Genomic DNA, 20,890 nt, shown 5'->3' with positions numbered 1-20,890 from the left:
TCGCAGTAACCAAAAGGAGCTGATCGGTCCTTCGGAAATCACAGATATTGAGAAATATGCAGACCATGTTGTGCAATTTTCGCTGGCCGGGATACACAAAGTACAGGCTGAGTCCGGGAAGAAAACATTTTTAAGACGAAACAAGGTGGCAAGACCTTTAAAAGGAAAACTATGAGTTTTTTATACAAAACGACTTATATTAGTTATCTTTCACGTCTTTCATGGATACCAGTAGTACTGATAATGACTGGTTGCGTAACTGTTGGGCCAGATTATGTCAGGCCTGACACATCATTAGCCACGACATGGCACAGCGAACTAAAAGGCGGTCTAATTGCCGATGAGATGGATCCCAAGACGCTGGCTGCGTGGTGGTCTACGCTCAACGATCCTGCACTCTCCAGTCTGATCGATCGTGCTGCGTCGGGCAACCTCGACCTGAAGAAGGCGCGGGCACGGGTTCGTGAATCTCGCGCTCGCCGGGGCATAGCCAAGGCCGGTCTATTCCCGACCTTCGATGCCGTAGGCTCTGCAACTTGGACTGAAAGCAGTAAAGATACTGGGACTAACAGGACCAGCGAAACAAGTGACCTTTATACAGCAAGCTTTGACGCAGGTTGGGAAATTGACATCTTTGGCGGTGTTCGCCGCTCCGTAGAGGCTGCTGAGGCAGATATCGGAGCCAGTCAGGAGGATTTGCGCGACGTGCTCGTCTCCCTCCTCGCTGAAGTAGCTGTAAACTACATCGATCTGAGAACGTTTCAGTCACGATTGGCTATTGCGGAAGGTAATCTGGAAGCACAAAACGAGACCTACCAGTTGACCTTATGGCGAGATGAGGCAGGGTTAAGTGATGAACTATCAGTACAGCAGGCACGCTATAACCTCGAGAACACCCGAGCCCAGCTGCCAACCCTGCGCACCGGGAAAGAAGAGGCATTGAACCGCATTGCTGTTTTACTGGGAGAACAACCTGGAAAGGTACATAGTCTACTGGAGCAGCAAGTGTCAATTCCTGTCATTCCCCTTAAGCTCGCGATAGGCGTACCGGCCGATGTTCTTAGAAACCGGCCGGATGTGCGAAGGGCCGAGCGCGAATTGGCTGCTCAATCAGCGAGGATCGGCGTGGCCACCGCAGACCTCTACCCCAAGTTAACCTTACGTGGATCCATCGGGATCGAAACACTGAAAGTGAGCACCTTGCCTACCTCACAAACGTGGTCATCAAGCTTTGGACCCGGAATCACATGGGCGATCTTCAAGGGCGGGTCTATCCGACAAAACATAGAAGTGCAGTCAGCGCTTCATGAGCAGGTATTGAATAAGTATGAAGCTGCCATTCTCAGTGCACTGGAAAATGTGGAAAACGCTCTCGTCGCCTACGCGGAAGAGCAAAACAAAAGGGATAATCTTCAAGAGGCAGCACAGGCGGCCCAAAAAGCTGTTGAGCTTGCAAAATACAAGTACCAGAGCGGGCTGACTGATTTTAATAATGTGCTGGAGGCGGAGCGTTCTTTACTTACATTTCAGGATCAATTAGCACAGAGCAACGGAACTGTAACCTCTAACATAGTCCGCCTGTACAAGGCCCTTGGCGGCGGATGGACATCAATAGCTTCTGATAAAAAGAAATAGGCTCTGAAAAGTAAGAGAGAATGGAGGATTGAAATGAAACCAAAGATTGAGCCAAAACCGGATATTCAAGATATCCTGAAAATGAACCGATCCCATTTGCTTAGTCGGCGGCTGATGAAATATCTCATCATTGCCTTAGTGGCAATTTTAGCAGTGGCAGCCGTAATCATGTGGAAAACGGCAGGAAAGACAACCGTACCACAATACAAAACCGAGCAAGTCCGACGCGGAGAACTTACGGTCATTGTCACCGCAACCGGCACCTTGCAGCCTACAAACACGGTCAGTGTAGGCAGCGAATTATCCGGTATAATTAAAAGCGTCGAAGTCAACTACAACGACAGAGTAAAAATCGGCCAGGTCCTGGCCAGGCTGGATACGCTAAAACTCGAAGCACAATTAACCCAATCCAAAGCTGCATTGGAGTCAGCAAAGGCAAAGGTCTTGCAAGCTCAGGCGACTGTTGCGGAAACCAGGGCCAAGCTCAGCCAGCTTCAAAAAGTAAGGGAACTGAGCAACGGTAAAGTCCCTTCACAGTCAGAGATAGATGCTGCAGAAGCGGCCTTTGAACGTGCAAAGGCTGATGCAGCCAGCGCCATAGCTACTGTCACCGAGGCCCAAGCCATACTTCAGGCAAATGAGACAGATCTCTTCAAAGCGATATTCCGGTCGCCTATCAATGGCATTGTTCTCACACGCAACATAGAGCCGGGGCAAACCGTGGCTGCATCCTTTCAAGCCCCTGTGCTATTCACTCTTGCCGAAGACCTGAAGCAAATGGAACTGCACGTGAATGTGGATGAAGCTGATGTGGGCAAAGTTCAGGAGGGCCAGAAAGCAACTTTCAGCGTTTCTGCCTATCCTAATCGTACTTTCGAAGCGCGGATTACTCAGGCACGCTACGCTTCAACAACGACGTCAGGGGTCGTGACCTACGAGACCGTGCTGAAAGTCAGTAACACGGATTTGTACCTTCGGCCGGGAATGACGGCTACTGCGGACATAACTGTAAAAAAAGTCGAAAATGCGATCTTGGTACCTAGCGCAGCACTTCGTTTTACCCCACCCGTACAGCAGGAAGAAAAGTCCTCCACTGGTTTGGTCGGCTCCCTTCTCCCACGTCCGCCCAGCGGAACCCAACAGCGCATTGACACAACAACCAACGGAAAGCAGCAAAGGGTCTGGACATTAAAGAATGGCCAACTTTCCCCCGTCTCTGTCACGACGGGCTCAACAAGCGGGCTCATGACGGAAATACTGACCGGAGATATTCAATCTGGTATGGAGGTTGTGGTTGATATTATTACGGGTGCTAAATGAAAACCGGTGGTGCGCAACAAAAAGATAGTAAATCGGAACAACACCTCATCGAATTCAGAGGAGTAACCAAAGTCTATGGTAAAGGGTATGCATCAATGCAGGCCCTTCGAGGTATTGATCTTCACATCGATGAGGGGGAGTTTGTGGCTATAATGGGTCCAAGCGGATCGGGGAAATCTACCTGTATGAACATCCTCGGGTGCCTCGACACGCCAACCGCCGGGACTTATATGTTCAGGGATGTCGATGTCGGACAACTGTCCCGCAATCAGCGGGCCCTGCTGCGACGTTATTACCAAGGGTTCGTATTTCAGGGCTACAACCTCCTGAACCGTACCTCTGCGCTTGAGAACGTAGAGCTCCCTTTAATCTATCGGGGTACACCCGCAAACGAGCGGCGCGAGCAAGCACTTAAAGCTCTGGATACTGTGGGACTCAAGGGATGGGAGTCTCATACGCCAGGTGAGCTTTCGGGGGGACAGCAACAGAGGGTCGCTATCGCGCGTGCTATCGTCACAGAACCGGCCGTGCTCATGGCGGACGAGCCCACGGGCAACCTGGATACTGCCCGCAGCCGGGAGATCATGGAATTGTTGAATTCGTTGAACATCAACCAGGGGATTACCATTATCATGATTACTCACGAGCTGGATATGGCAGCCTACGCAAAGCACATCATTCATTTTCTGGACGGTCTGGTCGCGTCGGACGAGCAAAACGGGAGGTCCAAATAATGTTGTGGAACACAATATTGCTGGCTTTACGGGAAATTAGACGCAATATCCTGCGATCATTTCTTACTGTACTTGGTATTGTCATCGGCGTGGCAGCAGTAATTACAATGGTTACCATCGGCGGAGGAGCCACGGCCCAGATCCAGCAACAGATCGCAAGCATGGGCAGCAACATGCTGATGATAAGTCCCGGAAAGAGGTTGGGGCCCGGTCAGTCTACCGGCAATATTCCATTCAAAGAAAACGATGCTGATGCTATTACAAAGGAAATCAGCTCAATCGCTGCTGTGGCGCCGGTATCGTCGCAGTCAATTATGGCCATATTCGGCAACCAAAATTGGACAACTCTGGTGACCGGAACCGACAATCAATATTTAAAGGTAACAAACAGGTCTATCGGGGCGGGCAGGGAATTCAGTGACAGCGAGTTACGCAGCGGCGCGGCGGTATGTATTATTGGGGAGACAGTCCGCAAAAAACTGTTCGGCGGGCAAGGGGCTTTAGGGGAAAAGATTCGTCTGCAAAAACTTTCGTGTGATGTGATAGGGGTGTTGGAAGGAAAAGGCCAGAGTACTATGGGTATGGATCAGGACGATCTTGTAGTGATTCCCTTGAGTACCTTTCATCGTCGTATCTCAGGCAATCAGGACGTCGGTCTCATTCAGATTTCTGTACAGCAAGGCTCATCAACTGAAAAAGCCCAGAGTGATATTGGAAGATTAATGCGGGAGAGGCGACATCTTTCAGCTAGCGATGATGATAACTTCAACGTGATGGACATGAAGGAGATCACAAAAATGCTCACCGGCACCACTCAATTGCTTACGGCATTGTTGGGAGCGGTTGCTGCAGTCAGTCTCCTTGTCGGCGGCATCGGCATCATGAATATTATGCTTGTGTCGGTCACAGAGCGAACCCGTGAGATCGGCGTTCGACTCGCCATCGGCGCTCTTGAGAATGATGTGCTCACACAATTCCTCGTGGAAGCTGTGGTGCTCTCATCGCTGGGTGGTTTGGTCGGCATCGCTCTGGCGACAGCAGCTTCGATTGTCGTAGCTCGACTTATGCAGGTTCCATACATCTTCAATCCCGGCATCAACCTGCTTTCTTTCATCTTTTCTGCTGCAATTGGAGTGATATTCGGATTCTTTCCGGCAAGACGTGCAGCCAGGCTCGACCCCATTGATGCGCTACGACATGAGTAGCTGATACTGACCGGAGAAGCTATTCTCTGCCGCAGCGTTGAATATTTGCAGATGAAATCTGCATTATTTAGAAAAGGGCGGGTAAGCGACTTTAGGGAGAACACGTGAATCATTGTTGCTCAGATATTTGATTACGAACAGTATAGAGCAGTTCTCAATAATCGAAACTATTGTGGGCTACAGGAAGTAGCTGAGATTCTTCTGTCTTCATGCCACCTATTGTATTGTTTGCTCTGAACGATGTATGCCTTTTTTCTCAAACACAGGATTTTGTTTTGTCATCGCGTAAGCACAAAAAGCAGATGATTAAATCAGTTCCCATAAACCATCACGATAAGAAGGCGATCATTATCGTCACTGACCGTCGGGAAATACGCTGTCCTTGATCCGTTTCTCCTTGGCCACCTGAATCTGCTTTCCGTTTTTCCGTAAAATCTGTCCTGAACTTTCCCCATGGTGAAGGCCGGTTTTCTGCGGTATACTGGTAGCGGAGAAGAGACAGATGGACATATTGCAGCAAAAGATGCCGGGAAATGCGGACGATCCGCAGGTTGCCGTATTCACGACCAGGGCCCTCACAAAGGTCTATGAGATGGGAACAGTTCAGGTCCATGCGCTGCGTGGTGTTGATCTCGACCTTTATGCCGGAGAGCTGGTCGTGCTTCTCGGGCCTTCAGGCAGCGGCAAGTCCACGCTTCTGAACATCTTAGGCGGTCTCGATACCGCGACAGCCGGGCAGGTTGTATATCGCGGCAGGGACATTACACGGGCAACCGAGAAGGAACTGACCGAATACCGCAGGTTCCATGTCGGGTTTGTCTTCCAGTTCTATAACCTCATCCCGAGCCTTACTGCCCGTGAGAATGTGGCTGTTGTTACCGAGATCGCAAAAGATCCCATGAAGCCTGACGACGCACTCGCCGTGGTCAATCTCAGCGACAGGCTCGACCACTTCCCCTCCCAGCTCTCGGGCGGCGAGCAGCAGCGCATCGCCATAGCAAGGGCCATATCAAAAAATCCTGAGGTGCTGCTCTGCGACGAACCGACAGGTGCACTGGACTCTGAGACCGGGGTGGTCGTGCTCGAGGCGCTTGAGCGGGTAAACCGTGAACTGGGGACTACGACCGTGATCATTACCCACAATGTTGACATAGCGGACATGGCTGACCGGGTGATCCATCTCAGCAACGGTCTGATCAGCGAGATCAAGAAGAACGTCACGAAAAGATCTCCCCGGGACCTGCACTGGTGATGCCATGAATCCAACAATAAATAGTTTGCGGGGCGAAATGCAGTTCTGCCGACTACGGTGCATGGCATGAAGGCGCTCGACCATAAGCTCAGGCGCGATCTTTGGAAGATGAAGGGCCAGGCCCTTGCCATTGCCCTGGTTATCGGCAGCGGCGTTGCCACCTTTGTGATGCTGATCGGCACCATGCACTCGCTGAACATAACGCGGGACATGTTCTATCGGGACTATGGTTTTGCCGGGGTTTTTGCTTCCCTGAAGCGGGCGCCGGAAAATGTGAAGCAGCGCATCAGCGACATACCTGGCGTTGACCGCGTGGAGACGCGGGTGGTCGCTGACGTGAAGCTCGATATCAAGGGCTTCCCTGAGCCGGTCACGGCCCGGCTCGTCTCGATACCGGACAGCGGCACGCCGCTCCTGAACAGGCTGTATATCCGGAGAGGCAGGATGGTCGATCCTTCGAGGGACAACGAGGTGATCGTAAGCGAGGCCTTTGCAGAGGCGCACGGTTTTTCGCCCGGTGACAGGATCGGCGCAGTCATCAACGGCAGGTGGAAGACCCTTGTCATTACCGGTCTTGCCCTCTCACCGGAATTCGTATTGCAGACACGACCCGGCGCGATCAGCCCTGACTACAAACGGTATGCAATACTCTGGATGGCACGGTCTCCTCTGGGGACCGCGTACAACATGAAGGGCGCATTTAACGACGCGGTCCTGACGCTGACCCCGGGGGCACGCGCTGAGGATGTCATTGCAAGGCTGGACGACATCCTCGCGCCGTACGGCGGGCTTGGCTCATACGACCGCAAGGACCAGCTCTCGAACAGGTTTCTTACCGAGGAGTTCAAGCAGCTCCAGCGGTCTGCAGAGATATTCCCAACCGTCTTTATCGCTGTCTCGGCATTTCTTCTGAACGTGGTGATCAGCAGGACGATCAGCACTCAGCGCGAGCAGATCGCGGCGCTCAAGGCCTTTGGATACGACAATATGGCAGTGGGTGTCCATTACCTGAAATTCGTGATGCTGATCGTGCTGATCGGCATTGCGGCCGGCCTTGTCGCAGGCATCAGGCTCGGACAGGGCCTTGCCAACATATACATGGAATTCTACCGTTTCCCCTTTCTTATATACGAACTGAAATTGTCGGTTGCGCTGACTGCCGCAGGCATAACAGCCCTGTCTGCATTTGGAGGCACGCTGTTTGCTCTCAGAAAGGCGGTGCTCCTGCCCCCGGCAGAGGCGATGAGGCCAGAACCTCCGGCAAAATATCGCAGGACGATCGTCGAGTATATAGGCCTCGGTGCAGTTCTTTCCCAGCCGACGCGTATTATCTTCCGTAACATGGAACGGAAGCCTGTTAAATCGCTGCTCACCATTACAGGCATATCACTGGCCTGTGCTATCATGATAGCCGGTACGTTTTCAAAAGATGCGATCGACTTCATGGTAGATGTCCAGTTCAGACAGTCCCAGAAGGAAGATATGGCCGTGACGTTCAGTGAGCCGACCTCGCACAGGGCACTGTACGAACTGAAGGGCCTCAGAGGCGTTGAGCATGTAGAGGTCTTCCGGTCAGTGCCTGCACGTTTCCGATTCGGTCACCGGAGCTACCGCACTGTCCTGCGCGGCATGGAGATCGGCGGCAGTCTTCAGCATCTTCTTGACACGTCACTCAAACCGGTGCAGCTCCCTCCGGACGGCATTGTGCTGACCGATTATATGGGCGCTGTCCTCGGGGTCAAACCGGGAGATATGCTTACGGTCGAGATCCTTGAAGGCGACCGGTCGATCAGGCAGGTGCCGATAGCTGGTCTGGTCAAGCAGTACATCGGTCTTATGGGATATATGGAAATTGGGGCGCTGAACCGCCTCATGCGCGAAGGCAGTGCGGTCTCCGGCGCTTATATCTCGGCTGATTCGCACTATCTCGCTGATATCTACCGGACGCTTGTACAGATGCCTCGTGTGGCCGGCACTACGGTGAGGACGGACGAGATACGGAATTTTTATGAGACTCAGGCAGAGGCCTTACTCTTCTTCACGTTTATCTCAAGCCTTCTTGCCGGCACGATCGCTTTTGGTGTGGTCTATAACAGTGCACGGATCAGCCTTGCAGAGCGGAGCCATGAACTGGCCAGTCTCAGAGTACTCGGATACACGCGTGCAGAGATCTCCTACATCTTCCTGGGAGAACTGGCCCTGCTGACGCTCTTATCGCTTCCGCTCGGTGCGGTCATCGGAAGTGGTATCTGCGCTTATGTTGCAAAGGCATTGGAATCAGACCTGTTCCGGGTGCCGATTATCATTGAGCGGGGCACGTATGCACTTGCAGCATCAGTGGTGATCTTCTCTGCCTGCCTGTCAGGACTGATCGTGCGCCACAGACTCGATCATCTGGACCTTGTAGCGGTCCTCAAAACAAAGGAGTGAATATGCGGCCAGAAGTACGCAGAAGAATATTGATCATCACCGTCTCGCTTGCGGTCATTCTCGCTCTTGTATATGGCTTCATGCCGAAGCCCGCGCGGGTTGATCTCGCGCAGGTAAAGAAGGCGGCCATGAGGGTGACCATAGACGAAGAAGGAAAGACGCGGGTAAAGGACCGCTTTGTCGTGTCAGCTCCTGTTGCAGGTTTCCTGCGCCGCGTTGAGCTTGAAGTAGGGGATGCAATAAAGAAGGGGCAGGTTGTGGCCGAGCTTGAACCGCTCCGTTCTTCAGTCCTTGATCCGAGGAGCAGGGCAGAGGCCCTTGCTGCTGTTTCGGCGGCCCAGGCAACGCTCAATGCGGTCAGGGAGGAAGAACGTTCTGCAGAGGCATCTGCCGATTATGCAAGGAAGAACATTGAGCGTCAGAAAAAGCTTTTCGAATCGGGCTATGTTGCGAAGGACACCCTGGACCAGGCTGATGCAGATGCAAAGAGGACCGAGGCAGGCCGCCTTTCGGCAGAGGCGAGGGTAAGGGCTGCGCGGGCAGAGCTGGAGCGCGCAAGAAGCCTGTTGGGCCATTCTGCTGCTGAAGGGACTGTTGACCGGGAGAGGGTAGTGCTGATCAAAGCGCCCGCTGCTGGCAGGCTCCTGAAGATCCATCACGAAAGCGAGGGCGTGATCGCAGGCGGGGAGCCGATCATCGATATCGGAGATCCTGAGACGATCGAGGTGAAGGCAGAGGTCCTTTCTGCTGATGCCGTGAAGATAAAGCCTGGCGCACAGGTCCTGTTTGAGCGTTGGGGAGGAAGCGAGCCGCTTTCCGGCCTGGTGCGGCTCATCGAACCTGCGGCGTTCACCAAGATATCAAGCCTTGGCGTGGAGGAGCAGAGGGTGCTGGTCATAGCTGATATCACCTCAGTGCCTGAGGCCTGGAAAAGGCTCGGGGACGGATACCGTGTCGAGGCGAGTTTTGTGATATGGGAGGGCAGGGACGTGCTGCAGGTGCCTTCGAGCTCACTTTTCAGAAAGGGAGAAGGATGGGCGGTCTTTGTGGTCGACAGGAACAGAGCTCGTTTGAAAGAGGTTACGGTCGGCAACAGAAACGGTCTTGTGGCAGAGATCGTCTCCGGACTGGCAGAGAAGGAGCAGGTGATCACCCATCCTGACGATGCGGTCAAGGATGGCGTGCGGGTGCAGCTGAGGAATAGCGGACGATAAGAGAAGGGTCTTATTTCTCAATCACTCTGCAACGGTCCTGAGGACCTCTTCATCGCTTAAGTCATACCAGTTCCGGTAAGCCTCGGCAACTGCAAAGCGCTGGCCGCCCCGGATATTAAGGCAGACGAGTTCATCAATCTCCCGCCGGATAGCCGCTACTGTCCATTCTGAACTGGTCGGCACAGCCACGACAATCTTTAGCGGTCTCATGCCCCTTACGGTCTGCACCGCAGCTCTCATCGTATACCCGGAGGCAAGCCCGTCATCTGTGATGATCACGGTCTTGCCCCTGCAGTCCGGCATCGGTCTGCTCTTGCGGAACAGCTTATTCCTCCGCTCAAGGATTTCCTTTGTAGCATGTATCGTTGCGTTGATCGCGTCCTTGCCGAGGCCCAGCGAGCCAACCAGTTCTTTATTCAGTATGACCTCTCCGTCAAGGGTCATGGCGCCAAACCCTGCCTCGGTATTAAAAGGGATCTGAAGTTTTCTCACGATCAGCAGGTCAAAGGGGAGAGCGAGCTGCTGCGCTATCTTTGCGCCGATCGGTACACCGCCTGAAGGGATCGCCAGCACAAGGGCATTTGTACCCCGGTAAGACTCAAGCGCTGACGCAAGACGCTCACCTGCATCGTCGCGGTCTTCAAATACGAACTGCCTGTCCCTGAGCCCGCGGTCTTCGATCAATGATTCCATACGTTCATTGTATCTCATTGGAACGCCGCTTGAAAATTTATGAAGGGTGGGCAGGTCTTTGCGAAGTGTGTTGTATGGATTATCATGAGAAAGTCTCAGAACGGTTTGACTGATCCGCCGGACGATACGAACTTCCGGTTTATCTGAAACAGGGTATCACTATATCACAGGCCATTGATTCTGCAAAGAAAAAAGTCTTTAAAAACAATGAGTAAGGTTATTGTCAGTTCGTATAATGTGGTAATATGACCCTCTGCTAATCCTGCTGCGCAGAGGTGATCTTTCTCCATATCTCCAGCTTCTCGGGCGGAACAAAAGCGGCAACGAACTGATTCGCTTCTTCAAGCCAGTCAAGCTTTTCCTTGGGGCTCAGGTCCTGCAACTCCCGCAACTGCTCGATGGACGGCCTGAAGGCATAGGGTTTTTTGATCATGGTTTTCCCTTCTCTTTTGTGAGCGCCTCAATCATCTCAATATCAGCGATATCCTGAGGGCGGCCTGCTATTTTTTTCAGCTGTATTAAGTGCGGAATTGATACAACAGGAATTCTTACACCCTTTGCCTCAAACCACACCAGGTTTTTTTCGATTATGGAAAAAGGAAGTGGTTCAATAATGAATACATCTACAAGATGTATAGGCTTCCCTGGATGATAAAACGAAAAAACCACCATATGCTTTTCATCAGCCCATCGCATGCGTGTTTCGGGACTGCAGAGATCATCAGCAGGAACAGGCTGCTTAGGCTTGTACCCAAGTTCTCCCATGGCCCTTACGAAACTCTTCAGATTATCCTCTGACAGGTCAACGATCAGATCAAGGTCTGCAGTAAATCTGACAACACCGTGGAGCACCAGGGCGATACCTCCAGTGACTGCATATCTTATCCGCTCTTCTGCAAATCTGCCAAAGATATCGGCGTAAATCATGCATTATATTATCACACTGCTATTCGCAATGGGGAAGCTGTCCTTCGGCGAACCTTTTTCGCCTCATCGGTGCTTAATAAAGGTGCCTTTTTCGTATTCTTCAAAGGCGAGCTGCAGTTCCTCCTGGGTATTCATCACGATCGGGCCATACCATGCGATCGGTTCTCCGATCGGCCTGCCTGAGATCAGAAGAAAACGGACTGCTGAGTCTTCTGTTGTGACCTTAACCGTATCTCCCTTATTCTCATAATGGATCAGGGTCTCAGGACTGCCTTTGCAGTCCCTCTTATAATCGAAATAGTTGCTGCCGATCACTTCACGGGAAAAGGCATTGCGCTCCTCATCAAAATAGGCGTTTCCTTCGACCACATAGACAAAGGCAGTATGGCCTGAGGGCACCCCGTGCGTGAAGGTTGTGTGAGCAGGGACTGAAACATCCAGATATTCCGGATCAGTCACAATATCCTGCACCGGCCCGCTGACTCCGTCCACTGCCCCGCAGATCACTTTCACCACAGCGCCTGAGGCCAGCTTCTTTTCAGGGATCTGGCTGCTTTTCACTTCCCGGTACCGCGGATCCATCATCTTCTCTTTAGCCGGGAGGTTCGCCCAGAGCTGAAAGCCCCAGAGCAGATCATCCTTGCCGCCCTTCGGCATTTCCTGATGGATGATGCCGCTTCCTGCTGTCATCCATTGGACGTCGCCCGGAGCAATGATGCCTCTGTTCTTCATGCTGTCGCCATGCTCGACCGTGCCGTGAAGCACATAAGTGATCGTTTCGATCCCCCGGTGGGGATGCCAGGGAAATCCTGCAAGATACTGGCCCGGAATGTTGGAATGAAAGTCGTCGAGAAGCAGAAAAGGGTCAAGCTGAGGGATCTGATAGTAACCGAAGGCACGCTTCAGATGAACCCCTGCGCCTTCGATTGTCGGTTTGCTCTTCCATATCTTTGTTATCTTGCGCGTCATGGCTGACCTCCTGAGGAGAATTCCGGTATCTGTGCTTACAGTCTATCAGCTTTCCGAAATAGTTCAATCCATAGCTCCATGGTATACTTATACAATGGAGGTCGAACATGGCACATACATTTACGGTAGCGCTGAATAAGGACATTTCTTCGGTTCTGGCCGGTGTCGAATCTGCGATAACCGAAAGCGGCGGCACATTTCTTGGCGACAGCTCAAAAGGTGTTTTTCAGGGAAACTCGGTTATGGGACCGATCAAGGGAGAGTATTGCTCTGTTTCCGGGAACGAGATGCGCATTACCATCAAGGACAAGCCATTTATTGTGCCCTTTAGCGTAATAGAAGGAGAGATAAAGAAGTATTTCAGCTGAAAGGCGAAAAATTTACATTATTTGCCTGAGAATGGCAAAGAAGGAAGCTAATCATGAAAAAGACTGTTGCTGTGATGCTGTCGGTTGTTGCCGGATTGTTCATGTTTCTGGGTATGGCAGTTGCTGCGGATGATATGATGAAGCCCTATATGCTTGCTTCATCAGGGCCGGGGACTATCGAGAAGAAGACGGATGAGGTGAAGGCCAGCCTTGTGCAGCAGGGCTTTCAGACAGTCGGTGAATACGCCCCGTATAAAGGCGCTCATGTCGTTGTGGTGACCAGCGATGTCCTGCGCAAGAACGCGGCTAAATCGGACTTCGGCGCCTATGGTGCGATCGCCCGTATCGCCCTGACCGAGAAGGGCGGTGAGATTGAGGTCTCTTATACGAATCCGCTCTATTATGCACAGGCATACCAGATGAAAGACTCACTTGCTGATGTTGCTGCCTCTCTTGAGAAGGCGCTCGGCAAGAAGTCAGTCTTTGGCTCGAAGAAAGGACTGAGTGCTGCCAAACTTCGCTCATACCATTACATGGTGATGATGCCATATTTCGATGACCAGGTGCTGCTTGGTACGCACAGCGCCCAAGAGGAGGCTCTTAAGGCTGTTGAGGCGAACCTTGCAGCGCGCAAGGGCGGCTCTTCAAAGGTCTATCGGGTGGATCTGCCGGACAAGAAAGAGTCGGTCTTCGGCGTAGCTATTACAGAAGGCGAGGGCGCAGACAAGACGATCATGCCGGTCATCGATATCAACGAGCCGAAGCATACCGCGCATCTTCCGTATGAACTGGTGGTCTCCGGTGGAAAGGTGTACATGCTGCACGGCAAATTCCGGATCGCCCTTGATTTCCCTGACCTTACGATGGGGACATTTATGAAGATCTCGGGAGCCCCGTCAGCCATCGAGGAGAAACTGAAACTTGTTGCCGGCGGGAAATAGCCGTCCAGACAATAGATTCAGTTTTCTCAGAAGTGCAATGAGGTAAGCTGTTTACTCGGTCATCACCTGGTTCGACAGTTCATTGGTATCTCCGGGCGTCATCGGGAAATGCTCTGCAAGGACAGATCCTGAGGCTTTAATGGCCTGACAGAGCATATCGCATGCACGGCCTTCTTTTATGCCTCGGGAAACGGTAAGCGCATAGGTATCGAGTGTCTGCTGGTCGATCTTTTCATAGATACCTTTGTCTGCCAGCACCCATACCTTGTGTTCCAGAAGGGAAATAAAGAAGAGCACGCCTGTGTTCGCCTTTGTTTTATACAGACCTTTTTCGTAAAAGGCCCTCAATGCCCGCTCTTGAACGGCCTTCTCCAGCCTGTGTCTGCCGACAAAAGATGTCTTTAATGCGGGCATATACTTGAACATTGCCCACATAAGCGGAAAGAAGAAAAAGCTGAGGAGGATGAAATAGTTTAACGATGCATTGAGGAAGGCTTCTGATACAAGCAGGCTGATACCTGAGCCAAGAAGCACGCTCCCGAGCACGGATGCTTCACGGTATTCATCGCTGCTGTTAACGACCATGACAGCCACTTCACCGATCGTGCAGCATTCGACCGACCGCGTTGTTTCTGCGATCCGGTCCTTTTCCGCTTCTGTAAAGAATGTCTTTGCGTTATTCATTTTCTGTCCTTTTCTGCTTTAGCCAATAAGACCTGCAAGCTGGTATGCTACCAATCCCCCGAACTCCCGCCGCCGCCAAAGTCTCCTCCTCCTCCGCCAAAATCACTACCGCCGCCGCTGCTTCCACCGAAGCCGCCGCCACCTCCGCCAAAGCCTCCTCCATAATATCCGCCACCAAATCCACCCCCTCTGCCCCCCGCTGAAAAGAGGGCCGGCAGGATCAGTCCGGCAACGAGACCGATAACGGCGAGAATAATAGCTGCAACAAGACCGACAGGTGAGAGGAGCAAAGAGACAATCGCAGGAAGACCTATAGCTCCTGCGGCTCCTGCAAGATACTTTGAAACGCTTCCGAGCATCAGCAGGGCAATGCCAAAGAATATGATAAATGTGAAGAGACGGGAAATACCCTGTGAACCCTTAGCTCCCTGCCGTTTGCCTGTCTGCTGATCTGCCTTGAACTCGCCCCGTGTTGCATCGATTAGGGAATGGACGCCGGTAATGAAGCCGCCATCAAAGTCGCCTCTTTTGAACCGGGGTTTTACCACGAGATCTATGATCCTGCCTGCCATGAGGTCGGTGAGCCTGCCTTCAAGCCCACGGCCAACCTCAACGCGCAATTTTCTGTCTTCCTTTGAAACAAGGAAGATGATGCCATTGTCTTTTCCCTTCTGCCCGATCTTCCATGCCTGTGCAATCTTGATGCTGAACTCTTCAAGCACTTCCCCCTGTAAAGAGGGGATTGTGACGATAACGAGCTGAGTAGAATCAGACTGCTCGAAGGCCCGCAGTTCCTGTTCAAGCGTTGCCTTTGCCTGGGGCGAGAGCATGCTGCCGTAGTCATTCACATAGCCGGTCAGTTTAGGGACCTCAAGGGCATGGGCCGGAACGGCGAACAATACTGCCATCAATAGCAGGAATATCGATACGAGAGATGCATGCAATAGCCCCTCCTTTCCACGGACCAAAAGTAGGTGCCTTAGGCAGGGTTGGGGGAGGTATTGTGATAATTTACCAATACCCCACCTAGCCTCCCCTTGGAAAGGGGAGGATTTGTCCGCCGACAGCACTGCTATCCTCTCTGTTGTCATTCGTCAGTTGTTATTCTGAAATCGAACGAGAAGCTCTTCTATTGGTCTTCATGTGTCTATTTATTGAACTCAACCTTCGGAGCCTTCTCCGCGCCTGCCTCAGCCTTGAAAGCCTCCCGCTGTTTCAGGTGCAACAGCAGGGAGTTCGTAAGGCTGTTCGGGAATATCCTGATCGAAACATTGAAGGTCTCGACAGACTTGTTGAAGCGGGTGCGGGCAACATTGATCCGGTTTTCAGTCCCCTCAAGCTGGTGCTGCAGGTCCAGAAAGTTCTGGTTTGCCTTCAGTTCAGGGTATTTCTCGACAACGACCATCAAACGGGAAAGAGCGCTGGACATGGCGCCCTGAGCCTCCTGGAACTGGGTCAATGCCTTGGGGTCATTGAGAATATCCTTGGATGCCTGGATGGTTCCCACTTTTGCGCGTGCTTCGGTCACTGCCTGAAGTGTATCTTTCTCATGCTTGGCATAACCTTTTACGACCTCTACAAGATTGGGGATAAGATCGTTCCTTCTCTGATACGATGCTTCCACATCTCCCCAGGCAGCCTTCACAGCCTCTTCGTTTGCCTGCATGGTGTTATACCCGCAGCCCGAGAGTCCAGAGAGCATTACCAGCAAGAACGTAATAAATAAAGTCTTTTTCATTGTATCCTCCGTTTTATGGTGTGATGAACTTATGATGCCATCACTTCAAGATTCTTGAGTTTGGAGCTCTCGCCAAGGGCGATGAGCGTGTCGCCGGTCTTTATTGCGCTTTTAAATGTGGGGTTGAACTTCATCTCGCCGTTCGGCTTTTTGATGGCAACGATAATAATGCCCAGTTCTCTTCCGATGCCGCATTCGTCGAGCGACTTTCCGACAAGATCTGAAGACTCCTTTATAAGCACCTCCTCCATCTGGAGGTCTATGTTGCCGCTTTTGGTGGCGAATTCGATAAAGTCCACCACAGCAGGTTTGAGCACGGTATGGGCGATCCTGAGACCGCCGATGTGATATGGCGAGACGACCTTATCTGCGCCTGCGCGGACCAGTTTTTTCTCTGAGCCTTCCTCGCCGGCGCGTGCCACAATGAAAAGGTCCGGGTTCAGGCCCCGGGCGCTTAACACGACGAAAAGGTTCTCGGCATCGGTGGGAAGAACAGTGACGAGGCCTTTTGCCTTTTCTATGCCGAGTTCCTTCAATACCTCATCTTTGGTCGCATCGCCGGGAAAGATCAGGAGATCTTCGTCCTCCCGGTGAACATCAGGGATCTTTTCGACGATCACGAATTTGATATTCTTTTCGCGAAGCTCCCTGCAGATGATCTTGCCCATCCTGCCGTATCCGCAGACAATGTAATGGTTCTTCAGTTCCCTGATCTTCTTTTCCAATCTGCGCCTCCCGTAAACTTCCTGTAATTCTCCTTCGAGGATGATCTTGGCCCCTGCGCTGAGCGCATAGGCGACCGTAGCAACACCGCCGATGATGATGATGATCGTAAAGATCCTGCCGAAAACGGAAAGGTCATGGATCTCTTTGAAGCCGACGCTGGCAAGGGTGATGACTGTCATGTACAATGCATCAATGAAATTCCAGCCTTCGATCAGCATGTACCCTGCAGTGCCGAAGGATGCGACAAGAGCGACGAGTACCACGGCAAAGATAAACTTCTTTCGCAGTTCGCTGAATGTGCTCTGTCTTTCCTTGAAAAGATGCATGCGTCTATATTAAATGATTATTTCGTGAGAATGCGCTAATGCCTCGGGCTGCGCCGTGCTGTTCCGTCTGTCTTCGAGAAAAATGACCACGACCTTCTGGGCGATCGTGACAGCCGGAACTGCCAGTACCATGCCGATAATGCCGAAGAGCTTCTGACCCGCAAGTATAGTGATGATCAGGAGCATGGGGTGCAGCTTGACGCTCCTGCCTATGGTCAGCGGCTGGACCAGAAAGTCATCAAGGAGCTTGACGCCGGTATAGAGGAGAACCACGTTCAGGACCGCACCTGCGCTCTTGAACTGGATAAAGGCTATAAGACAGGCGATCAGGCAGGAGATGATCGGACCGATGTACGGGATCACGTTTGCGGCTGCAGTTACGATGCCTAATGTTACCGGGTAGTTGACGCCCAACAGGCCGAGGCCGATGGCGGCCATGGCCCCTACTGAAGAACATTCTATAGCAAGTCCCCTCAGATAACTGCCGGCAAGTATGTTGATCTCTGAAAAGGCTGCGACCGATGTCTCCACAAACGCAGATGGGATCAAGCGCATGATCTTTCTGAGCATGTCAGGCCAGTCCTTGAGGATAAAAAAAACAAAGAACGGGATGAGGATCATGGCAAAGGCAACAGATGCCGCCTGACTGAACAGATCAGACATGTTCAGCATTTTTGAGAGCAGGTGGCCCGGCTGCGCAAGACCGCTCAGGATCTTGTCGATCATATCCCCGGCAAAGGGATAGCCGCGCAGGTCTACAAAGGTGCTTTCTGCCTGCTGCGTGATCTCAGGCAGTCTTTCGGTGAGGTTCTTTGTCTCCTGCTGAAGGCAGGGGATAAGAATAAGGTCAGCGGCTATGAGCAGAATGCCTGCGCTGAAATATACTGCTGCAACGGCAACAGTCCTTTTTATGCCGAGGTATTCGATCCGCTTGATGACATTGCTGAGCAGATAGGCGAGGATGCCGGATATGAGAAGCAAAACCAGAAGACTTGCCGTATAGTACGCTGTGACGGCAAGCAGCCCTGTCAGTAGCAGGCCGATCACCCAGTGCGGCATCCGGTGGTGGACCTTTGCTATCTCCTTCAGCAGCTCGTTGTCAGTTTCTTTCTTCATGGTTCTTTCGTACATACGCAGAGAGAAGTCCGACAAGATTCAGCAGCACCCGCGACGAGATAGCCGGGCTCCCCTTGATGAGGTCATCGAAATACGATTTATACATGATAAGAAGTGTTGTCCTTTCCACTGCCGCCGCAGTCGCAAAACGCGGCATCTGATCGATCAGTGCAAGCTCTCCAAAATATGATCCTGCGGGCAGTTCGGCAAGGACCGAATGGGTTTCCCCGCACTTCTTCGTTATTGAAACAGAACCGCTCAGAATAATGTATAAGGCCTTGCCGATCTCTCCTTCTGAGAAGATGACCTCGCCTGGTTCATATTCCTTTTCAACGAGATCCACAAGAAGTTTCATGAGGAGGTTGCGGCGCAGTCCCTTGAAGAGGTGGACCTTCTGAAGGACAGAGACCCGCCGCTCTTTTTCTTTGTCTAATGCCCAGTTGAACAGTTTTATCATCATCCCTCCAATCACAGGGATTTTACTACTCCTGCACAGCCATTGACAACAGTAAATGGCGCATTTTCCTTGAAAACGTTCTGGAAATCTGGTATTCCATAAGAACGATGAAAGAGAAGCGCTCGTTGACCACGGCAGAAGAGTATCTGAAAAGCATGGAGCAGAAGGTTGAAGACCTGCGGCTGCTCATGGATGTTTCCTCCATCATCTCGTCCACGCTCGACTTTAATGAACTGATCGGTCTGGTCATGGAAAAGGCGAAGGAAGTTATGCATGCTGACGCCTGCTCGATCCTTGTGTACAACAAAAAGACCGAAAGGCTTGAGTTCGAGGTTGCGCTCAGCAGCGATGGAGAGAGCGGGGAGATCCTCAAAAAGCATGTAACCCTCGGGCTTGGAGAAGGCATTGCCGGCTGGGTTGCCCGGAACCTTGAGCCGGTTGTCGTCGGGAAGGCAGCGGATGATCACCGCCATTCGAGCGAGGCTGACACCAAAACAGGTTTTATAACGAGGGGCATGATCGCTGTGCCTCTGGTAGGCAGATCCGGTTTGATCGGCGTTGCCGAGATTCTGAATCCTCTTGGCAGGGATACCTTCTCTGACTATGATCTTGAGATATTCCAGGCCCTCTGCAGGCAGATAGCGGTTGCCATGGAAAATGCGGTCTTTCACCGCGAGTCGCTCGAAAAAGAGCGGCTCAAACAGGAGCTTGAACTTGCGGCAACGATCCAGAGGAGCTTTTTGCCTCCGCTGCCGGTATATGAAAAAGGCATTCTGAGAGTTTCAGGATTTACGCTTCCTGCAAAGCATGTGGGCGGCGACCTTTATGACTTTGAAGAGCCTGTTCAGGGCAAGCTTGGGGTGCTGATCGGCGACATCTCCGGAAAGGGCGTCTCTGCTGCGCTCTTCATGGCAAAGGCGATCAGCGATTTCAGGTATCAGATGCACGGCAATGACGACCCAGGACTGGTAATGAACCGGCTGAACCAGCAGATGTCCAATACGCCAAGAGGCATGTTCCTGACCGCCATGTATGCTGTTGCCGATATGCAGACCGGCAGCGTGAAAATCTCTGTTGCAGGTCATCCGCCTTTTCTTTGGGTAACAGCGAATGAGGTGAAGGTGATGGACCTTGAGGGAGGGCCTCCTGTCGGTATTATGGATATCGACTATCCGGTCCATGAACTGATGCTTGCTCAGGGAGACAGGCTGATTATGGTGACTGACGGTGTTTTTGATGCGAAGAACAGTGAAGGCAAAAGGCTCGGCTTTGAAGATGTTGTTGCCTTTGCTGCCGGCAACAGGCAGGAGGACCGCCTGACCGACCTTATTGTCGATTTTGTGAGCAGGTTTACCGGCGAAGCAGATAGGGCAGATGACCTTACGATCGTTGAACTGAGGCGCGTGGGATGAAGACAGCCGTGACCATAAAGGTCCAGTCGCATCCGCGCTATCTCAGCCTTATTCGCGATGTGACAACACGGTTTTGCATGACCTGCGGTCTTGACGAGGACCTGACCGGCAGGATAAAGCTTGCGGTAGATGAGGCCTGCTCCAATGTGATCAAATACGCGTACCGTGGAGACACGTCCAGGGGAATTGTTGTAAAATATGCCTTCTCGCGAAAAAAGATATCTATTATCATCGAGGACAGCGGGGAGAAGGCCGATACCGAAAAGATCCGGGGACGGGATCTTGATGATGTGAGACCCGGCGGTCTTGGCATGCATTTCATCAGAAGGGTCTTTGATCTGGTTGAGTTCGATCCCAAAAAAGCGAAGGGCAACAGGCTGCTCCTCATGAAACAGACAGGGGGAAACAATGAATTGTGAGATCGGTGACTATAAGGGTAATACAGTCATCTCGCTGAGCGGTGAGATCGATATGCATTCATCGCCCGTGCTGCGGGAAAAACTGCTCAATGTCATTAATAGCAAGCCTCAGCGGCTCATCGTCAACTTTAAGGACGTATCCTATATTGACAGTTCCGGCATAGCGACCTTTGTCGAGGGCCTCAAGCATGTGAAGGCGTACAAGGGCAGACTGCAGTTCTCCGAACTTCCCCAGTCCATCATGGACATATTCAGTTTTTCGAGGCTTGACAAGGTCTTTGAGATCTGCGGAAATCTGGACGATGCGATCAGCCGCTGACATCG

Annotated in this window: 22 protein-coding genes; 12 read left to right on the top strand and 10 right to left on the bottom strand. The window is 52.0% G+C overall.

Translation table 11 applies throughout. The features are described 5' to 3' along the window. Positions 1-171: 171 nt before the first annotated feature. From HZB62_09840 to HZB62_09810, 7 genes are all read left to right on the top strand, one after another. Positions 172-1,635, top strand: a complete 1,464-nt coding sequence (locus HZB62_09840; protein ID MBI5075447.1) for an efflux transporter outer membrane subunit — start codon at positions 172-174, stop codon at positions 1,633-1,635. Positions 1,636-1,668: 33 nt separating this feature from the next. Continuing rightward, on the top strand, positions 1,669-2,955 hold the full coding sequence (locus tag HZB62_09835) for an efflux RND transporter periplasmic adaptor subunit (GenBank protein MBI5075446.1): 1,287 nt from the start codon (positions 1,669-1,671) through the stop codon (positions 2,953-2,955). After that, positions 2,952-3,689, top strand: coding sequence for an ABC transporter ATP-binding protein (locus HZB62_09830; GenBank protein ID MBI5075445.1), 738 nt, complete (start codon positions 2,952-2,954; stop codon positions 3,687-3,689). The genes HZB62_09835 and HZB62_09830 overlap by 4 nt, the downstream gene beginning before the upstream one ends. Beyond that, complete coding sequence (locus HZB62_09825; protein ID MBI5075444.1) at positions 3,689-4,894, top strand: ABC transporter permease; 1,206 nt, start codon at positions 3,689-3,691, stop codon at positions 4,892-4,894. Before HZB62_09830 ends, HZB62_09825 begins: the two co-directional genes overlap by 1 nt. A 523-nt stretch (positions 4,895-5,417) precedes the next feature. Then, a complete protein-coding gene (locus HZB62_09820) occupies positions 5,418-6,146 on the top strand; it encodes an ABC transporter ATP-binding protein (protein MBI5075443.1) in 729 nt (242 codons plus the stop codon). Between the two features lie 66 nt (positions 6,147-6,212). Further along, positions 6,213-8,576 (top strand): ABC transporter permease, encoded by a 2,364-nt coding sequence (locus HZB62_09815; protein MBI5075442.1) that lies wholly within the window; start codon positions 6,213-6,215, stop codon positions 8,574-8,576. A gap of 2 nt (positions 8,577-8,578) precedes the next feature. Further along, positions 8,579-9,790, top strand: coding sequence for an efflux RND transporter periplasmic adaptor subunit (locus HZB62_09810; GenBank protein MBI5075441.1), 1,212 nt, complete (start codon positions 8,579-8,581; stop codon positions 9,788-9,790). A gap of 21 nt (positions 9,791-9,811) precedes the next feature. On the opposite strand, the gene HZB62_09805 is transcribed toward HZB62_09810, so the two are convergent. From HZB62_09805 to HZB62_09790, 4 genes are all read right to left on the bottom strand, one after another. Beyond that, the gene (locus HZB62_09805; protein MBI5075440.1) at positions 9,812-10,483 is read right to left on the bottom strand and encodes a phosphoribosyltransferase; all 672 of its coding nucleotides are present in this window, start codon (positions 10,481-10,483) and stop codon (positions 9,812-9,814) included. Between the two features lie 256 nt (positions 10,484-10,739). Continuing rightward, entirely contained in the window at positions 10,740-10,916 is a 177-nt protein-coding gene (locus tag HZB62_09800; GenBank protein MBI5075439.1) for a hypothetical protein, read from the bottom strand. Then, positions 10,913-11,410, bottom strand: coding sequence for a hypothetical protein (locus HZB62_09795; protein ID MBI5075438.1), 498 nt, complete (start codon positions 11,408-11,410; stop codon positions 10,913-10,915). The genes HZB62_09800 and HZB62_09795 overlap by 4 nt, the downstream gene beginning before the upstream one ends. A gap of 63 nt (positions 11,411-11,473) precedes the next feature. Beyond that, complete coding sequence (locus HZB62_09790) at positions 11,474-12,379, bottom strand: pirin family protein (protein ID MBI5075437.1); 906 nt, start codon at positions 12,377-12,379, stop codon at positions 11,474-11,476. A gap of 107 nt (positions 12,380-12,486) precedes the next feature. On the opposite strand from HZB62_09790, the gene HZB62_09785 reads away from it, so the two are divergent. Beyond that, positions 12,487-12,747 (top strand): hypothetical protein, encoded by a 261-nt coding sequence (locus HZB62_09785; protein MBI5075436.1) that lies wholly within the window; start codon positions 12,487-12,489, stop codon positions 12,745-12,747. A 53-nt stretch (positions 12,748-12,800) separates the two neighbouring features. Next, positions 12,801-13,688, top strand: coding sequence for a hypothetical protein (locus tag HZB62_09780; GenBank protein ID MBI5075435.1), 888 nt, complete (start codon positions 12,801-12,803; stop codon positions 13,686-13,688). 51 nt (positions 13,689-13,739) lie between these two features. Here the strand turns inward: HZB62_09780 and HZB62_09775 are convergent, their stop codons facing one another. From HZB62_09775 to HZB62_09750, 6 genes are all read right to left on the bottom strand, one after another. Then, positions 13,740-14,372, bottom strand: a complete 633-nt coding sequence (locus tag HZB62_09775; GenBank protein MBI5075434.1) for a hypothetical protein — start codon at positions 14,370-14,372, stop codon at positions 13,740-13,742. A 47-nt stretch (positions 14,373-14,419) separates the two neighbouring features. Then, a complete protein-coding gene (locus HZB62_09770) occupies positions 14,420-15,280 on the bottom strand; it encodes a TPM domain-containing protein (GenBank protein ID MBI5075433.1) in 861 nt (286 codons plus the stop codon). A gap of 239 nt (positions 15,281-15,519) precedes the next feature. Beyond that, positions 15,520-16,110: a LemA family protein gene (locus HZB62_09765; GenBank protein MBI5075432.1), complete on the bottom strand. Its 591-nt coding sequence runs from the start codon at positions 16,108-16,110 to the stop codon at positions 15,520-15,522. Between the two features lie 29 nt (positions 16,111-16,139). Further along, on the bottom strand, positions 16,140-17,162 hold the full coding sequence (locus HZB62_09760) for a potassium channel protein (protein MBI5075431.1): 1,023 nt from the start codon (positions 17,160-17,162) through the stop codon (positions 16,140-16,142). Positions 17,163-17,171: 9 nt separating this feature from the next. Further along, on the bottom strand, positions 17,172-18,278 hold the full coding sequence (locus HZB62_09755; protein ID MBI5075430.1) for an AI-2E family transporter: 1,107 nt from the start codon (positions 18,276-18,278) through the stop codon (positions 17,172-17,174). Then, positions 18,262-18,738, bottom strand: coding sequence for a cyclic nucleotide-binding domain-containing protein (locus tag HZB62_09750; protein ID MBI5075429.1), 477 nt, complete (start codon positions 18,736-18,738; stop codon positions 18,262-18,264). The genes HZB62_09755 and HZB62_09750 overlap by 17 nt, the downstream gene beginning before the upstream one ends. A 104-nt stretch (positions 18,739-18,842) precedes the next feature. Here HZB62_09750 and HZB62_09745 point away from each other — a divergent pair, with 104 nt between their 5' ends. The 3 genes from HZB62_09745 to HZB62_09735 are packed head-to-tail and all read left to right on the top strand — an operon-like array spanning position 18,843 to position 20,885. Next, on the top strand, positions 18,843-20,147 hold the full coding sequence (locus HZB62_09745; protein MBI5075428.1) for a SpoIIE family protein phosphatase: 1,305 nt from the start codon (positions 18,843-18,845) through the stop codon (positions 20,145-20,147). Next, on the top strand, positions 20,144-20,566 hold the full coding sequence (locus HZB62_09740; GenBank protein ID MBI5075427.1) for an ATP-binding protein: 423 nt from the start codon (positions 20,144-20,146) through the stop codon (positions 20,564-20,566). The genes HZB62_09745 and HZB62_09740 overlap by 4 nt, the downstream gene beginning before the upstream one ends. Then, positions 20,556-20,885 carry an STAS domain-containing protein gene (locus HZB62_09735; GenBank protein ID MBI5075426.1) on the top strand — a complete coding sequence of 110 codons (330 nt, stop codon included), beginning with the start codon at positions 20,556-20,558 and terminating at the stop codon, positions 20,883-20,885. The genes HZB62_09740 and HZB62_09735 overlap by 11 nt, the downstream gene beginning before the upstream one ends. Positions 20,886-20,890: the final 5 nt, after the last annotated feature.

The organism is Nitrospirota bacterium, from assembly GCA_016214855.1.
GTDB lineage: Bacteria > Nitrospirota > Thermodesulfovibrionia > Thermodesulfovibrionales > UBA6898 > UBA6898.
Note: the sequence above shows the minus strand (reverse complement) of the source record. Positions and strands in the feature narration are given on the sequence as shown.

Bases quoted from the DNA above. Each gene is read 5' to 3' on its own strand.
- HZB62_09840 (MBI5075447.1), top strand. From the start codon at position 172: ATGAGTTTTTTATACAAAACGACTTATATTAGTTATCTTTCACGTCTT.
- HZB62_09835 (MBI5075446.1), top strand. From the start codon at position 1,669: ATGAAACCAAAGATTGAGCCAAAACCGGATATTCAAGATATCCTGAAA.
- HZB62_09830 (MBI5075445.1), top strand. From the start codon at position 2,952: ATGAAAACCGGTGGTGCGCAACAAAAAGATAGTAAATCGGAACAACAC.
- HZB62_09825 (MBI5075444.1), top strand. From the start codon at position 3,689: ATGTTGTGGAACACAATATTGCTGGCTTTACGGGAAATTAGACGCAAT.
- HZB62_09820 (MBI5075443.1), top strand. From the start codon at position 5,418: ATGCCGGGAAATGCGGACGATCCGCAGGTTGCCGTATTCACGACCAGG.
- HZB62_09815 (MBI5075442.1), top strand. From the start codon at position 6,213: ATGAAGGCGCTCGACCATAAGCTCAGGCGCGATCTTTGGAAGATGAAG.
- HZB62_09810 (MBI5075441.1), top strand. From the start codon at position 8,579: ATGCGGCCAGAAGTACGCAGAAGAATATTGATCATCACCGTCTCGCTT.
- HZB62_09805 (MBI5075440.1), bottom strand. From the start codon at position 10,483: ATGGAATCATTGATCGAAGACCGCGGGCTCAGGGACAGGCAGTTCGTA.
- HZB62_09800 (MBI5075439.1), bottom strand. From the start codon at position 10,916: ATGATCAAAAAACCCTATGCCTTCAGGCCGTCCATCGAGCAGTTGCGG.
- HZB62_09795 (MBI5075438.1), bottom strand. From the start codon at position 11,410: ATGATTTACGCCGATATCTTTGGCAGATTTGCAGAAGAGCGGATAAGA.
- HZB62_09790 (MBI5075437.1), bottom strand. From the start codon at position 12,379: ATGACGCGCAAGATAACAAAGATATGGAAGAGCAAACCGACAATCGAA.
- HZB62_09785 (MBI5075436.1), top strand. From the start codon at position 12,487: ATGGCACATACATTTACGGTAGCGCTGAATAAGGACATTTCTTCGGTT.
- HZB62_09780 (MBI5075435.1), top strand. From the start codon at position 12,801: ATGAAAAAGACTGTTGCTGTGATGCTGTCGGTTGTTGCCGGATTGTTC.
- HZB62_09775 (MBI5075434.1), bottom strand. From the start codon at position 14,372: ATGAATAACGCAAAGACATTCTTTACAGAAGCGGAAAAGGACCGGATC.
- HZB62_09770 (MBI5075433.1), bottom strand. From the start codon at position 15,280: ATGGCAGTATTGTTCGCCGTTCCGGCCCATGCCCTTGAGGTCCCTAAA.
- HZB62_09765 (MBI5075432.1), bottom strand. From the start codon at position 16,110: ATGAAAAAGACTTTATTTATTACGTTCTTGCTGGTAATGCTCTCTGGA.
- HZB62_09760 (MBI5075431.1), bottom strand. From the start codon at position 17,162: ATGCATCTTTTCAAGGAAAGACAGAGCACATTCAGCGAACTGCGAAAG.
- HZB62_09755 (MBI5075430.1), bottom strand. From the start codon at position 18,278: ATGAAGAAAGAAACTGACAACGAGCTGCTGAAGGAGATAGCAAAGGTC.
- HZB62_09750 (MBI5075429.1), bottom strand. From the start codon at position 18,738: ATGATGATAAAACTGTTCAACTGGGCATTAGACAAAGAAAAAGAGCGG.
- HZB62_09745 (MBI5075428.1), top strand. From the start codon at position 18,843: ATGAAAGAGAAGCGCTCGTTGACCACGGCAGAAGAGTATCTGAAAAGC.
- HZB62_09740 (MBI5075427.1), top strand. From the start codon at position 20,144: ATGAAGACAGCCGTGACCATAAAGGTCCAGTCGCATCCGCGCTATCTC.
- HZB62_09735 (MBI5075426.1), top strand. From the start codon at position 20,556: ATGAATTGTGAGATCGGTGACTATAAGGGTAATACAGTCATCTCGCTG.